The sequence below is a fragment of the Thermovenabulum sp. genome (assembly GCF_049723235.1).
Lineage (GTDB): Bacteria > Bacillota > Thermosediminibacteria > Thermosediminibacterales > Thermosediminibacteraceae > Thermovenabulum.
The window spans coordinates 40,492-54,631 of record NZ_JBNARB010000009.1; the positions used below are offsets into that span (position 1 = coordinate 40,492).

Annotated in this window: 14 protein-coding genes and 1 other annotated feature; of the genes, 12 read left to right on the plus strand and 2 right to left on the minus strand. The window is 40.3% G+C overall.

Annotated elements, in window-relative coordinates; genetic code table 11:
- The 8 genes from tmk to dapA are packed head-to-tail and all read left to right on the plus strand — an operon-like array spanning position 1 to position 6,501.
- Positions 1 to 633, plus strand: coding sequence for a dTMP kinase (gene tmk / locus ACPLOV_RS06210; RefSeq protein WP_424910829.1), 633 nt, complete (start codon positions 1 to 3; stop codon positions 631 to 633).
- A gap of 17 nt (positions 634 to 650) precedes the next feature.
- On the plus strand, positions 651 to 974 hold the full coding sequence (locus tag ACPLOV_RS06215; protein ID WP_424908266.1) for a cyclic-di-AMP receptor: 324 nt from the start codon (positions 651 to 653) through the stop codon (positions 972 to 974).
- A gap of 14 nt (positions 975 to 988) precedes the next feature.
- Positions 989 to 1,411: a YaaR family protein gene (locus ACPLOV_RS06220; protein WP_424908267.1), complete on the plus strand. Its 423-nt coding sequence runs from the start codon at positions 989 to 991 to the stop codon at positions 1,409 to 1,411.
- A complete protein-coding gene (locus tag ACPLOV_RS06225; protein WP_424910830.1) occupies positions 1,395 to 2,195 on the plus strand; it encodes an ATP-binding protein in 801 nt (266 codons plus the stop codon). The genes ACPLOV_RS06220 and ACPLOV_RS06225 overlap by 17 nt, the downstream gene beginning before the upstream one ends.
- 4 nt (positions 2,196 to 2,199) lie before the next feature.
- Positions 2,200 to 3,039 carry a PSP1 domain-containing protein gene (locus ACPLOV_RS06230; RefSeq protein ID WP_424908269.1) on the plus strand — a complete coding sequence of 280 codons (840 nt, stop codon included), beginning with the start codon at positions 2,200 to 2,202 and terminating at the stop codon, positions 3,037 to 3,039.
- 55 nt (positions 3,040 to 3,094) lie between these two features.
- On the plus strand, positions 3,095 to 3,802 hold the full coding sequence (locus ACPLOV_RS06235) for a zinc metallopeptidase (protein WP_424908270.1): 708 nt from the start codon (positions 3,095 to 3,097) through the stop codon (positions 3,800 to 3,802).
- A 54-nt stretch (positions 3,803 to 3,856) separates the two neighbouring features.
- The gene (locus ACPLOV_RS06240) at positions 3,857 to 5,620 is read left to right on the plus strand and encodes an NHL repeat-containing protein (protein ID WP_424910831.1); all 1,764 of its coding nucleotides are present in this window, start codon (positions 3,857 to 3,859) and stop codon (positions 5,618 to 5,620) included.
- A 5-nt stretch (positions 5,621 to 5,625) separates the two neighbouring features.
- Positions 5,626 to 6,501 (plus strand): 4-hydroxy-tetrahydrodipicolinate synthase, encoded by an 876-nt coding sequence (gene dapA / locus ACPLOV_RS06245; RefSeq protein WP_424908272.1) that lies wholly within the window; start codon positions 5,626 to 5,628, stop codon positions 6,499 to 6,501.
- A gap of 101 nt (positions 6,502 to 6,602) precedes the next feature.
- Here dapA and hslO read toward each other — a convergent pair whose 3' ends face one another.
- Positions 6,603 to 7,475 (minus strand): Hsp33 family molecular chaperone HslO, encoded by an 873-nt coding sequence (gene hslO, locus ACPLOV_RS06250; RefSeq protein WP_424908273.1) that lies wholly within the window; start codon positions 7,473 to 7,475, stop codon positions 6,603 to 6,605.
- Positions 7,476 to 7,825: 350 nt separating this feature from the next.
- On the opposite strand from hslO, the gene rsmI reads away from it, so the two are divergent.
- Positions 7,826 to 8,677 (plus strand): 16S rRNA (cytidine(1402)-2'-O)-methyltransferase, encoded by an 852-nt coding sequence (gene rsmI / locus ACPLOV_RS06255; protein ID WP_424908274.1) that lies wholly within the window; start codon positions 7,826 to 7,828, stop codon positions 8,675 to 8,677.
- A gap of 45 nt (positions 8,678 to 8,722) precedes the next feature.
- Here rsmI and ACPLOV_RS06260 read toward each other — a convergent pair whose 3' ends face one another.
- Positions 8,723 to 8,971: an AbrB/MazE/SpoVT family DNA-binding domain-containing protein gene (locus ACPLOV_RS06260; protein WP_424908275.1), complete on the minus strand. Its 249-nt coding sequence runs from the start codon at positions 8,969 to 8,971 to the stop codon at positions 8,723 to 8,725.
- Positions 8,972 to 9,089: 118 nt separating this feature from the next.
- Between ACPLOV_RS06260 and ACPLOV_RS06265 the strand changes: the two genes are divergently transcribed.
- The 3 genes from ACPLOV_RS06265 (at position 9,090) to metG (ending at position 14,134) form a co-directional block, all read left to right on the plus strand.
- Positions 9,090 to 10,049, plus strand: coding sequence for a DNA double-strand break repair nuclease NurA (locus ACPLOV_RS06265; RefSeq protein ID WP_424908276.1), 960 nt, complete (start codon positions 9,090 to 9,092; stop codon positions 10,047 to 10,049).
- 21 nt (positions 10,050 to 10,070) lie between these two features.
- Positions 10,071 to 11,906 carry an ATP-binding protein gene (locus ACPLOV_RS06270; protein ID WP_424910832.1) on the plus strand — a complete coding sequence of 612 codons (1,836 nt, stop codon included), beginning with the start codon at positions 10,071 to 10,073 and terminating at the stop codon, positions 11,904 to 11,906.
- A 40-nt stretch (positions 11,907 to 11,946) separates the two neighbouring features.
- Positions 11,947 to 12,153: a binding site (T-box leader), on the plus strand.
- Positions 12,154 to 12,208: 55 nt separating this feature from the next.
- On the plus strand, positions 12,209 to 14,134 hold the full coding sequence (gene metG, locus ACPLOV_RS06275; RefSeq protein ID WP_424910833.1) for a methionine--tRNA ligase: 1,926 nt from the start codon (positions 12,209 to 12,211) through the stop codon (positions 14,132 to 14,134).
- Positions 14,135 to 14,140 lie beyond the last annotated feature (6 nt).

Below are 14,140 nucleotides of genomic sequence, written 5' to 3' on the forward strand. Positions count from 1 at the left end.
ATGGGTAAACAGGTTAGAAAAGGGAAATTCATTACAATTGAAGGAATCGACGGTGCTGGCAAAACCACTCAGGTGGAGAAACTGTGTGAGTACATCAAGAATAAGGGTAAAAGGGTTATTCGGGCGAGAGAGCCCGGGGGAACAGCCCTCGGAGAGCAGTTAAGGAAGGTGCTCTTGGACCCGGACAGCAATCCGGTTTCTACGGCTGAGGCCCTTATATACGCCGCATCCAGAGCACAAATACTGGAAAAATTAGTTATTCCTGCTATAAAAGAAGGATTTTTTGTAGTATGCGACAGATTTGTGGATTCCAGTTTGGCTTACCAGGGTTTTGCCCGGGGCCTTGGCTTTAACAGGATTCTTCAGCTAAACAAATGGGTTTTAAACGGCTACTGGCCGGATATCACCTTTGTACTGGATGTAGATCCGGAAATAGCTCTAAAAAGACTTACCCGGGGTAAGGATAGACTGGAAAGGGAATCTTTAGAATTCCACATCAAGGTAAGGGAAGGTTTTTTAAAGCTTAAGGATGAATTTCCAGAAAGAATCAGGGTAATAGATGCATCAAAAAGCAAAGATGAAATCTTTAAAGACATTGTTATGGAGCTGGAAAGGTCGGGGATTTTCAATTAATTAAAGGAGGGCCATTTATGAAATTGATTATGGCCGTGGTGGATGACAATGACAGCATCAGGGTGGTGGAGGAGCTTACCAAAAAAAATATTGGTGTAACCAGGCTTGCAAGCACCGGAGGTTTTTTAAGAAGAGGTAACACCACCTTATTGATTGGTTTGGAGGAAGATAAACTAAAAGAGGTTTTAGACTTACTGGAAAAAATTTGTAAACCGAGAAAGCACGTGGTGACCATATTCCCCGGGGTTCCCGGAGAAACCTTTGCTCCCTACCCCGTGGAGGTTACGGTAGGAGGGGCTATAGTTTTTGTTTTGAACGTGGAAAGGTTTGAAAAAATATGATAAGGGTAAACAGGATGTCTGAAGAATTGGGCTTGAATTCAATAAAGGTCGAGAAAAAAAAGAGCGCTGAAAAAGAATTCGGCGAGTACCTGAAGAAAAGCAGGGAAACCTATTCGAAAGAAGAACTAAATTTAATGTTTAAAGCTTTAGATGAACAATCGAAAAAACTTGTAAAAAATCAGACATTGGAGGATTTTAAAAAATACAGAGAATTACTAAAAAATTTTATAAAAAAATGTTTGGATATGGGACTGGATATCTTTGAAGAAAAGAATTTTTCCCGATTTGGCCGGCAGAAGGTTTTGACAGCGATAAAAATTATTGATGAAAAGGTGATGGAACTGGCACAGCAATTTTTATCCGAGCACAGGGATGCCATAAAAATTCTTTCTCTTTTAGATGAAATAAGGGGGCTTATCGTTGACCTGTACACGTGATTTATTTCACGCCTATATTTTGGTTGGGCCTGTGGAAGAGACTAAAAGAGAGGCTATAAACATTGCAAAGATTGCCAACTGCCTGCAAAGAAACGGGGAATTTTGCGATAACTGCAAAAACTGCAAAAAAATTACAAAAGGTGTGTTTGCTGACCTCCGGGAAGTAAAACCCGAAGGTTCTTCTGTAAAAATAGAGAACATAAGGGAAATAATTTTCGATTCCTATTTAACTCCCGTGGAAGGGAGAAAAAAGATTTACATCGTATACGATGCGGACAAAATGACTTTAGAAGCTCAAAACAGCTTCCTGAAAACCCTGGAAGAGCCGCCCTCCGAGAGTATATTTTTGCTCCTTTCCCAGAATATAAAAAACTTAATACCTACAGTTGTTTCCAGGTGCAGGGTCATTGAAAAGGTAAAACCTTATGAAAAATACGATATTAGCGAAGAATGGGCGGAAAAACTTATTTATTTGGTAAAAGAAAGGTCGTTTACCTTAGAAAAAATTGATATCTATAATCAAATATGCGCATATGAAGACAAGGAAACGCTTCTGGAATTTATTTTAACATTGTATAGAGACATTCTGGTGGCAAAGACTAATAGTAAAGTGAGATTATTTAATGAAAATTACCGTAATTTAATAATAAACCTTTCCGATTTATACAGCATCGGTGAAATAATCGGAATAATAGACAGGATAAATAAAACCATAGAATATATAAAGTCAAGGGGTAATGAAAACCTCGGGTTTTTCAATTTGCTCCTTGCCCTGTGGAGGTAGAAATATGGTAAGGGTGGTAGGCATTAGATTCAAAAAGGCCGGGAAAATATACTATTTTAACCCCGGTGAAATACCTTTGAACATTGGGGATAAGGTTATAGTAGAAACGGCAAGGGGTCTTGAGTACGGCGAAGTGGTGATAGGGCCAAAAGAGGTGCCGGAGGAAAGCCTGGTATCGCCTTTAAAAGATGTTATAAGAAAGGCTACCTTGGAGGACGACAGGATTTTTGAAGAAAACAGGGAAAAAGCAAGGGAAGCAGAAGTTATAGCCGAAAAGAAAATCCAGGAGCACGGCCTTATTATGAAATTGGTAGATGTGGAGTATACCTTTGACCGATCAAAATTGATATTTTATTTTACAGCGGATGGAAGGGTGGATTTTAGAGAGCTGGTAAAGGATTTAGCAGCAATATTTAAGACCCGAATTGAACTAAGGCAAATAGGGGTAAGGGATGAAGCAAAGATGGTGGGCGGCTTAGGGCCGTGCGGAAGGGTAATATGCTGTCATACATTCCTGGGGGAGTTCGACCCGGTATCAATTAAAATGGCCAAACAGCAAAACCTTTCGCTTAACCCCGGGAAGATATCGGGTCTATGCGGCAGGCTAATGTGCTGTTTAAAATACGAGTGCGTAAATTATCAGCAGGAAGGTATGGAGGAAAATTCCTTTGAAAAGGAAAAATTTGAACTGGGTAATGAGGTGCTAACTCCCTTAGGTGAAGGTATAATTACGAGTATTAACGAGCAAAAGGGAATAATTGAGGTGGAATTAAAGGATACAAAAGAGATAAAGGAATTTCCTAAGGAGGAAGTAGTAAAAAATGATGTTGAAATAGGTGAATAAAACATATATTATTAAATAAAATCTAAAAAAAATTACCCTCAAAGGGGGAATAAGGATGTTTTACCCGTATTTCTGGGGATACGATCCCACCTGGATAATCTTATTGCCCGCTTTAATCCTTGCTTTTTATGCTCAAGCTATGGTCTCTACAACTTTTGAAAGGTATTTGAGGATACCGGCCCGGATAGGTCTTACCGGTGCCGATGTGGCAAGAGAAATTTTAAGGCGAAACGGAATATACGATGTTTCCGTGGAGATGACGAGGGGCAGGCTTTCCGATTATTACGATCCGAGGAATAAAGTTCTAAGGCTTTCCCCTGAGGTTTACAGCGGGCGTTCACTGGCAGCTCTGGGTGTTGCAGCTCATGAATGCGGTCACGCCATACAGCACAGAGAAGGATACGCACCGTTGGCTTTGAGGAACTCCATAGTGCCCCTTGCTAATATAGGGTCACAGATGGCTTTTCCGCTTTTCTTTATAGGGTTATTGATGAATGCGAATACCCTTTTAACCATCGGGATATTGCTTTTCAGCCTTGCGGTGCTGTTTCAACTTTTTACCCTTCCGGTAGAATATAATGCCAGCAGCAGGGCTGTTGCGGTACTGGAAGGACAGGGATTTATAGCTCCGGATGAAACCTACGGAGTGAGAAAGGTGCTAAACGCAGCAGCTCTGACCTATGTGGCTGCCACACTTATGGCGGTTATGCAGCTTTTAAGACTTCTTGCGATAGCAGGCTTTTTCAATCGGGACGACAGGTAAGGGTAATTTTTTACCCTTACTTTTTTTAAATCTTTTTATTGGAAGGGATTAACAATGTGGGTTGTAAAAAAAGGAATATTATTTGTGAGTATATTCACTATTATTTCCTTAATGGTGTTAACCTCATGTGCCCGGCAGGCCCTGGTAAAATTTGAAGATGGCTACGGCAGCGTTTTACTGGAAATACCGGGGCTAAAAGAAAATATACCCTATTATCCGGTGAGCTCTGCTTTGGACGATGAGGGAAATATTTATATACTGGATCAGATTTCTACCGCCGGGAGTGTTTTTGTATTTGATAAAAATTATAACTTTAAAGAAAAATTTGCTCCCCTTGGCGGAATAGAGCAGGAAAATGTGGACATTGCGGTGGATAAAGAGGGTGCCGTATATATTGCTGATCTGGGAATGGGAGAAATAATAAAGTACAAAAATGAAAAGGAAGTAAAAAGAATTAAACCCGATGATAGCTTTTTCCCCAGGGCTATTGCGGTAAATTCAAAAAATGAACTTATAGTTTTAAGTTATGATAAGGTATACGTGTTTAATTCGGAAGGAGAGATTTTGAGAAAGTTTGGTGAAAGCGGAAGGGGAAAGGGGCAATTTATGACCTATGGCTCCGAATTTTATATAGGCCCCCTGGGGATTGCTGTGGATGAACAGGACAATATCTACGTTGCCGATACTTTAAACAAAAGGCTGCAGCAGTTTACACCGGATGGTGCGTTTACAAAGGATTACCCTTTAGAGGATGAACCCCAGGATGTGGCGGTGAATGAAGAGGGAATCTTTGCTCTGCTCAAGAATAAAATAGTAAAAATTGATTTTAAAAAGGGCAGTATAAAGGAATTTTATAAAATAGCAGAGAATAATGAGGATTTTTCTTTTTCAAGCCTTTTCGGGAAAAAGGACAAACTCGTCATATGCTTACCCGATGATAAAGGAGTAGTGTTTTTCGAAAAAGGAAAAGAAGTAAAGGTAATAAAAAATAATGACAAAGAAAATTTCCTTTTTCCCCATCACGTTTATGGGGATAAACAACATATTATAGTTGTAAGCGGGAATTTTTACGAAAAGACAGGTAAAGTCCAGGTTTTTAAAAAGGATGGTAGCTTTTTATATAACCTGTCTTTACCCGGAGAGGATTTTATTAAGCCAGTGGATGCGGTAATTATAAAAGATAAAATTTACGTTCTTGATTTAGACAGGGTCCATATCTTTGATAAGAATGGAAATTACATAAAGAGCTTCGGAGAACGGGGAGAAGAAGAAGGTAAACTGGGAGTATTTGATAATTACGGAGATTTAATGGGGCCAATGGATATTGCCGCGGGAGAAGATAATAATCTTTACATTGCCGATACCTTTAATGACAGAATAAATATATATGACGCAAATGGCAACTTTTTAAGACAGATAGAAATACAGGAACCAAAAGAAATAACTTTTGATGAAAAAGGGAATATGTACGTGCTTAAAAACGGTATTTTCTCCTTAGTGAAATGGGATGGGATGAGTTTTAAAGAGGTGTTGAACGATAGGTTTAAAGAACTTTTTTATGAAGACGAGAGAAATCCGGAAGATTCCGGAATTCAAGGAATTGCAGTAAAAAATGGCAAAATATATTTATCCAATACGGGAAATCACAAAATTGAGGTATTTGACCTGAAAGGCAACCATATAGAAAGCATAGGGGGGGTTGGATTTGAGAAAGGAAGGTTTAATACCCCCAAGGGCATTTTTATAGACAATGAGGATAATTTAATAGTTGCCGATAGTGGCAATCACAGGTTAATATTATTAAAAAAAGGGAGGTAAGTTTTATGGATTTCGGGAAAGTGATTACCGCAGCAGTAACTCCTTTCGATGACGAATTAAAGGTAGACTACGATGCTTTCCAAAAACTGATCGATTACCTCATAGAAAACGGCAGCGACTCTATTGTGGTTACCGGAACCACGGGAGAATCCCCCACCTTAACCGACGAGGAAAAGTTGAAGCTTTACAGGGCGGCGGTGGAGGCTTCAGGAAAAAGGGCAAAGATAATTGCAGGAACGGGCTCTAACAATACGGCAAAGAGCATTGAACTTTCGATTAAAGCTCAGGAGTTAGGGGTAGATGGGCTTTTACTGGTGGCCCCTTATTACAACAAACCTACCCAGGAAGGACTCTACAGGCATTTCAAGATGATTGCGGAAAGCGTAAAAATACCGTGTATGCTTTACAATGTGCCCGGAAGGACATCGGTAAATATTGAACCGGAAACAGTGGCAAGGCTTTTGGAAGTTAAAAACATAGTCGCTCTTAAAGATGCCGGAGGGAACCTTGATAAAACAAGCCTTACAAAAAAACTTGCTCCAAAATTAGATATTTATAGCGGAGACGACAGCATGACACTGCCGATGCTTTCCATAGGGGCAAAAGGAGTCGTTAGTGTAGCATCTCATATTGCGGGTAAAGAGATAAAGGAAATGATTGAAAGCTTCGAAAGAGGAGAACTGAAAAAAGCCTTAGACCTACACTTAAAGCTTTTTGATTTGTTCAAAACACTATTTATTATCACAAACCCCATTCCCGTAAAGGAAGCACTGAACCAAATGGGAATAAAGGTAGGAGGATTAAGGCCGCCTCTTTGTGAAGCCGACGAGAAAACTAAAAAGGCCATAAGTGAATGTTTAAAGGCATTGAATAAAATATAAAATAACCCCTTTGATGGGGTTTTTTATATAGCTATGCAGCTTATTTTAAGATGATGATCTTATCAGCAATTAGATTCCAAAAGCGTATGGGGTAAAAAGGTTTATGTGTAAAAAATTTCTTGGATATCTTTTTCATTAAAGCGATAAGCTTTTTTACAATAATTGCAAACCAGTTCCACCACTCCGCTGGATTTTAATATATCTTTTACTTCCTCTTCCCCTAAGCTGATAAGAATTTTTTCTATTTTTTCCTTTGAACAGCTGCAATGGTAATTCAGCACATGCCTTGCTGTAAAGGTTAGCTCAAAATCTTTCAGCAGATTCTTCAATATGTCTTCAGGTGAAAGTTGCTCTTCTATCAATCGGGTTACAGGTTTTGTGTTTTTTAGCTGTTCCTCAATAGAGGCTACGGCTTTTTCCTCTGCCTGGGGTAAAAGCTGAATAATAAATCCTCCCGAAGCTTTTATACTGCCGTCCGTATTAACAAGAACACCCAGTGCAACGCTGGAGGGTATTTGTTCGGATTTTGCAAAATAATAGGTCAGGTCTTCGGCAATTTCACCTGAAACCAATGGAACCTGTCCTACATAAGGTTCTTTTAATCCCAGGTCCTTTACTACGGTCAGGGTGCCCGTGCTGCCTACTATTCCTGCAACATCGAGTTTACCCTTTTGATTTAACGGAATGTGGGCTTCGGGGTTTCCGATAAATCCTTTTACATTGCCTTTAGAATCGGCATGAGCTACGATTATTCCTGCACTACCCCCTCCATCGACCCTGAGGGTTATCGTATCCTTTTCGCCCTTCAGCATAAGACCCATCAATGCCGATGCGGTAAGAAGGCGGCCGAAGGCTGCGGAGGCGGTAGGAAGGGTATTGTGGATAATCCTTGCTTTTTCGACCAGGTTTGTTGTACGTCCGCAAAAAGCAAGGATGCCTGCTTTTTCATCTATTGCTCTTACAACATAATCCATATGCCATCCTCCTTTGATGTAGCACATAAAATTATTTTGTAACAAAATCCAAATAAAATCAATAAAAAAAGCACCGGCAAATTCTCCGGTGCTTGAAATTTTTTTCACTCAATTTCATCCGTATTTTTCGACCGCTTCTATAACCGCGCTAATGTTTTCTAACTTCAAAGAAAATCCATGATTTTATCCCTTCTTCATAACATTTTTTAAAGGGCGTTAATCCTAATCGGAAGAATAATTATACCAATGCATCAAATTAAGTTATAATATTATAAGTAAAATCAATATATACTGGTTAATTTTTATAGGTAATATCGGAAAATATCTTGCCGAAAGCGGGAGGAAAAATAATGGAGCAAAAAAAGGGCAGGCTGTTTTTATGCCCTACCCCCATAGGAAACCTGGAAGATATCACCTTAAGGGTTTTAAAGATATTAAAAGAGGTGGAAGTTATAGCAGCTGAAGACACCCGGGTTACAAGAAAGCTTATGAACCATTACGGCATAAAAAAGCCTTTGATTTCCTACCACGAACACAATAAAACTAAAAAAGGTGAAGAAATAATAAAATTATTGCTGGAAGGCCGGGATGTGGCTCTGGTTTCGGACGCAGGAACGCCTGGTATTTCCGACCCGGGAGAGGATCTTGTAAAGGCTGCCATAGAAGAAAATATAGAAGTTGTTCCGCTTCCCGGGCCATCGGCTTTTGTTACGGCTTTAATAGCTTCGGGCTTTTCCACCAGAAGATTTGCTTTTGAAGGTTTTCTTCCCAAAAAAGATAAAGAGAGAGAAAAAATACTTGACGACCTTTCAAATGAAAAAAGAACCATAATATTTTACGAATCGCCTCATAGAATAGTTAAATTTTTAAGGGAACTTAAAGAAAAAATGGGGGATCGGAGGATTGTCATTGCCAGGGAGCTAACCAAAATGCATGAGGAGTTTTTCCGGGGGACGGTAGAAGAAGCTCTTTTAAAATTTAATACAAAAGAGCCAAAAGGAGAATTTGTCATTATTATAGAAGGGGTTTTAGAAGAAGAGACAAATGATACTCCTGATGAAAATGTGAAGGAAAAGGCATTGGAAAAGGTAAAGGAATACGTAAAAGGCGGAATGGCAAAAAGCCAGGCGGTAAAAAAGGTTTCGAAAGAGTTTAATATATCGAAAAACGAGCTTTACAGCGATATACACAGGGAGAATTGACTTAATTAAAAAGGCAGGTGGATTTCCTTCCTGCCAGAATTTTTCTTAAGGGTTATTAATTTCGTTTATGCATTTTTTGCAAATATTTTTTCCTTTGAAATTCAACAATTCTTCAGCGTCAGCGTTTCCGCAGAAGATGCAGCCGGGTTCGTACTTCCTTAAAATTATTTTGTCGCCATCCACATATATTTCAAGAGGGTCTTTTTCGGAAATGTTTAAAACCCTCCTCAATTCTATAGGGATGACTACTCTGCCCAGCTCATCGACTTTTCGGACGACCCCCGTCGATTTCACAAATTTCGCCCCCTTTCGACAAATTTTTCTTAACAAGAATATACCATTTATGTAAAAAAGAGTCAATGTTTGTTTATTTTTACACAAGGTTTAAGGTAATTTAGAAAGGGATGACACCATGGAAAGGATAAGCGAGGATTTTAAAGAAAAAATTAAAAAGACCGCAGAAATGCTGAAAAACAGGGGATTAAAAAAGCCCGGTGGGGAAGTTATTAGAAAGCTCATTAAAGAAAATTCTGTAGGAGAATTTTTAAAGGCACAAAAGCTTCAAGAAAAGGATTTGGATAAAATTAAACTGGAAGGCGGAATAGCAGGAGTTGATGGCTCAATAAATAGTATCGGAGGTGTTTATCCTTATTTAATTTTTGTCAAAAGAGCTCTCGGCATTTCTTCAGAAAAAAGCCGGGAAGAAATTGAGCTTTCCGAAGTGGATTCCCCTTTACTTATGGAGGAACAAATTAAAGAAGAAGAGTACAGGGCATTGCAGAAAAAACGGCTTGCCGAGCTGGAAGCGGAGGCGGCCAAGCAGGTCTTAATAAAATTTCGCCCGAAGGTGCTTTTTTTGGATGGCTCTTTAGTCAGGTTTAAAATTGAAGCAAAAAGTCGTTTTGACCAAATAAAGGATATAGCGTTAAAAAACGATGTCGTAATAGCGGGGCTGGTAGAGGGTATTTCTACCTCGGTAATCAGCGGATCTATTAATAAAGGGCTTCCCCTGGAATTCAAGTATGCCGCAGACTGGGAAATACTTATGGGAGCTATGGATGTGGGGGAATTTTTAGAAATTAAATCCGGAGTTTTTAAGGAAGGTTTCAGGACGCTTTTTATGAGGAGCTCCCTTGATCCCAAACCCATAGGGGTGGATATTCTGGAAGAACAAAAGGATTTTACTTACTTTATTGCCAACCTGGTTTACACTTTGACTCCCGAAAACGGCAGAGGGATACCCCTCTGGATGGATATTGTGGATAAAAAGGTCAAAATTACCGATTCTTTTATGGAAGCCGTGATTAACGGTTTTTTAGGAGAGGATTTTACTGAAATTATTACACCTAAGAGGGAAAAGAGAAATCCTTAGTTAAGAAGGGAGAAGGGAAAAATGAACGTTGTAGGTCTTACAACCTCCCATGAGGTTTATATAGCTTCAAAGGAGCGAAAGTTTAGAATAAACGAGTTAATACTTATTGAGGATCCCAATCAAGGCCCGGTAATAGGGGAGGTATCGGAAACCTTTTCTTATAACAGGTACATACCTTTTTCTTTGAATCACGATTTTTTTGATGCTAAGGTAGTGGAATCCTTGAAAAGGCTGGGTTACAGCATTGATGAAGAGGAAATAAATGTGGCAAAGGTTAAGCTGATGACCGAAACTACTTATCCCATTGTTACAGGCTCTAAGGCGAGGATACCTGATTTTTTTGAGGTTAAAGATATACTTGTAAGGGGAAGTAAGGAGGATGGCCTTGTCCTGGGCGAAATAAAGCATACCGAGGAAACAGCACAAACAATGGGAGAAGAGTTAAAGGGACTATTTTATATACTTAACAAAGGGAAAACCGAAAAAACAAAAAGCGTGCCCTTTATATTAGACCTCAGGTCTTTTCAGCAATATCCGCATATCGGTATTTTCGGGGGTTCCGGCTCGGGAAAATCCTTTGGTATGAGGGTAATAATGGAGGAATTGATGAGGAAGAGAATACCTTCTATCATACTGGATCCCCATTACGAAATGGATTTTTCCACCTCTTCAGATCTCGGGGAAAGGCCGGATTTCAGTGATTGCTATCAGAAATTCCAGATCGGTGAGGACATAGGTGTAGAATTTTCAGCATTGACTACAAGAGACCTCCTGGATCTTTTGTCCGCCGTTAAACCTTTGACCGAGGCAATGTCCAGTGCTGTGGAAATCCTCTTTAAAAGGGGAGATTCCTACGCCAGTTTTTCCTCAAGGGTCGAAGATCTATGCGAAGCTTTAGAGATGGGCAAGGCAAAGCTGGATAAAATGATCGCATTGGAAGGAATAAAGGAAATCGAGAAAGAAAAATACAGACGTTTAAGGGAGCTGGTGGAAGAGTATTCCAATATTCCCCTTCCCTCCGTTCAGGGTATTTCCTGGAGGTTGAGAAGGCTTTATTACTCGGGGATTTTCAGCCACGATATAAACCCGGTAATAAGAGCGTTAAAGTCGGGTAAACTTTCGGTAATACAGGGGCCTATTTGGCTTTTACAGGTGTTTGCAACTTACATTCTTTCAAGTTTGTACAGAAAAAGAAGGGATTACAAGGATGGAGAACTAAGGGGAGAAAAAAACTTTGAATATTTTCCACCCTTTGTCGTCGCCACGGATGAAGCCCATAATTTTGCACCAAAAGGTTATGATGCCCCCAGCAAGGGCATAATAAAAGAAATAGCGCAGGAAGGGAGAAAATACGGGGTATTCCTGGTATTGGCAACACAAAGGCCTACCTTGTTGGATGAAACCGTTACCGCTCAGCTCAATACCAAAATAATATTCAGGACGGTAAGGGGCAACGACATCAGCACACTGATGGAGGAGACGGATTTGAGCTCCGAGGAAGCAAAAAGGCTTCCCTATCTTCCCTCGGGGGATGCTTTTGTCTCCACTCCGCTTTTCGGCAGGACCATCGCGATTAGGGTAAGGTATCCTTACTCCATGAGCCCTCATTTGAAAAATCCGTTTGACGAGCTAATAGAAAAAAGCAATCAGGAGATGGAAGAATACTATGAACTAATTAAAAAGGAATTGCCAATTTATGAATCAAATCTTTTGAGGGTTGCGAAAAATATAAGTTCGCAAAATTCGAAGGTTGTAATGGAAGTTAATGCTTTAAAAAATCTTTTAGAAGAAATGGTTAAAAAGGGAAAAATAAAAAAAGAGGAATCTCCCTTCGGCAGTTTCTATACCGAAGCTTGACAGGGTGCGGAAAAACTGGTATATAATAGATAAACTCCATAAGACTTCAATGAAGGGTTGAGTAGGCAAAAATAAAGGCCAAAGAGAGCCGGGTAAGGTGAAAGCCGGTGCCTGCTTTTTGCCGAACATGGACCTGGAGAAACCTTTGCCGAAGTATTTTCAGGTAAAGGCGGGTATAAGCCCGATAAAGCTAAAAAGGCCGAAAAGGCGAATTAGGGTGGGACCGCGGGTTACCCTCGCCCCTTTGTGGATGGCGGGGGTTTTTTAATTTTAAGATTATAAAGGAAAAAGGAGGGCAATCAATGGAAAGAAAAACTTTTTATATTACAACTCCAATTTACTATCCCAGCGATAAACTCCATATAGGGCATTCCTATACAACTGTTGCAGCCGATGCTATGGCCCGCTTTAAAAGGCTTACCGGCCACGATGTTTTCTTTTTAACGGGAACCGACGAACACGGTCAAAAGATCCAGAGGAAAGCCCAGGAAAAGGGAAAGACTCCAAAGCAGTACGTAGATGAAATAGTAGATTGGATAAAAGAATTATGGAAGATACTTGACATTTCTTATGATCATTTCATAAGAACTACCGATGATTACCACGTGAAAGGCGTTCAGGAAATTTTTAGAAGGCTTTACGAAAAGGGGGATATTTATAAGGGCGAATACGAAGGATGGTACTGCACGCCCTGCGAATCCTTTTTTACCGAAAGGGAGCTGGTGGAAGGCAAGTGCCCCGATTGCGGCAGGGATGTGGAGCTGGTAAAGGAGGAGGCTTACTTTTTCAGGCTGTCAAAATATCAGGACAAGCTAATTGATTACATTGAGAAAAATCCCGATTTTATACAGCCCCCATCCAGGAAGAATGAAATGTTAAATAACTTTTTAAAGCCGGGGCTGGAGGACCTTTGCGTATCAAGAACAAGTTTTGACTGGGGGATTCCCGTTACCTTTGACGAAGGGCATGTGGTTTACGTGTGGATCGATGCCCTTTCCAATTACATCACGGCTCTCGGGTATCCTTTTAATAATGAGCTTTTTAATAAATTCTGGCCGGCGGATGTGCACTTAGTAGGGAAGGAAATAGTAAGATTCCATACCATTATTTGGCCGGCTATGCTTATGGCTTTGGACCTTCCCCTCCCTAAGAGGGTTTTCGGCCATGGATGGCTTATTCTGGAAGGCGGTAAGATGTCTAAATCCAAGGGTAACGTGGTAGATCCGAGAGTGCTGGTGGACCTTTACGGCGTGGATGCAATCAGGTACTTTTTATTGAGGGAAATTCCTTTTGGAGCGGATGGCAATTTCTCCAACGATGCCCTTATTGACAGAATAAATTACGACCTTGCCAACGATTTGGGGAATTTGCTTTCCCGGACCGTAACAATGCTGGAAAAGTACTGTGAGGGCAGGATACCTACCTTCGGGGAGTTCACAAAAGAAGATAAAGAACTCATCGATATGGCAAAATTCCTTCCGCAAAAAATAGAATCCTTGATGGACTCCTTTGAGTTTTCAGAAGCCTTAAAGGAAATCTGGCAGTTCATTGGCAGGGCAAACAAATATATTGACGAAACGGCACCCTGGGTACTTGCTAGAGAAGAAGGAAAAAGAGAAAGGCTTAATACCGTTCTTTACAACCTGGCCGAATCCCTGCGGGTGATTTCCATCCATATATCACCTTTTATGCCCAATACGCCCGGTAAAATCAGAAAGCAGCTGGGGATTCCCGAAGATATTTGTACCTGGGAAGCGGCAAAAGTGTGGGGATTGCTGCCCCCGGGAGCAAAGATAGGGCAAAAAGAGATCATTTTCCCGAGAATCGAAAAGAACACGGAAAACGATAAAAAAACAAAAGAAGAAGAAACCATGGCAAAGGAAAATCAAAACCTGGAAGGGATGAATGTAATTACAATAGAAGATTTTGCAAAAATAGAGCTGCGTGTGGCAGAAGTGATTGAAGCGGAAAAAATCCAGGGAGCGGATAAACTTTTAAAACTTCAGGTTAAAATAGGAGAAGAAAAGAGGCAGATAGTAGCAGGGATAGCCAAATTTTACTCACCCGAAGAGCTCATAGGCAAAAAAATAGTAGTTGTAGCAAATTTGAAACCTGCAAAACTGAAGGGAGTGGAATCCCAGGGGATGCTGCTGGCGGCTTCCATTGATGATAAACTTTCAATAATTACTGTAGAAAGGGATATACCGTCAGGGGCGAAAGTAAAATAAGGGGCT

Bases quoted from the DNA above. Each gene is read 5' to 3' on its own strand.
- tmk (WP_424910829.1), top strand. From the start codon at position 1: ATGGGTAAACAGGTTAGAAAAGGGAAATTCATTACAATTGAAGGAATC.
- ACPLOV_RS06215 (WP_424908266.1), top strand. From the start codon at position 651: ATGAAATTGATTATGGCCGTGGTGGATGACAATGACAGCATCAGGGTG.
- ACPLOV_RS06220 (WP_424908267.1), top strand. From the start codon at position 989: ATGTCTGAAGAATTGGGCTTGAATTCAATAAAGGTCGAGAAAAAAAAG.
- ACPLOV_RS06230 (WP_424908269.1), top strand. From the start codon at position 2,200: ATGGTAAGGGTGGTAGGCATTAGATTCAAAAAGGCCGGGAAAATATAC.
- ACPLOV_RS06235 (WP_424908270.1), top strand. From the start codon at position 3,095: ATGTTTTACCCGTATTTCTGGGGATACGATCCCACCTGGATAATCTTA.
- ACPLOV_RS06240 (WP_424910831.1), top strand. From the start codon at position 3,857: ATGTGGGTTGTAAAAAAAGGAATATTATTTGTGAGTATATTCACTATT.
- dapA (WP_424908272.1), top strand. From the start codon at position 5,626: ATGGATTTCGGGAAAGTGATTACCGCAGCAGTAACTCCTTTCGATGAC.
- hslO (WP_424908273.1), bottom strand. From the start codon at position 7,475: ATGGATTATGTTGTAAGAGCAATAGATGAAAAAGCAGGCATCCTTGCT.
- rsmI (WP_424908274.1), top strand. From the start codon at position 7,826: ATGGAGCAAAAAAAGGGCAGGCTGTTTTTATGCCCTACCCCCATAGGA.
- ACPLOV_RS06265 (WP_424908276.1), top strand. From the start codon at position 9,090: ATGGAAAGGATAAGCGAGGATTTTAAAGAAAAAATTAAAAAGACCGCA.
- ACPLOV_RS06270 (WP_424910832.1), top strand. From the start codon at position 10,071: ATGAACGTTGTAGGTCTTACAACCTCCCATGAGGTTTATATAGCTTCA.
- metG (WP_424910833.1), top strand. From the start codon at position 12,209: ATGGAAAGAAAAACTTTTTATATTACAACTCCAATTTACTATCCCAGC.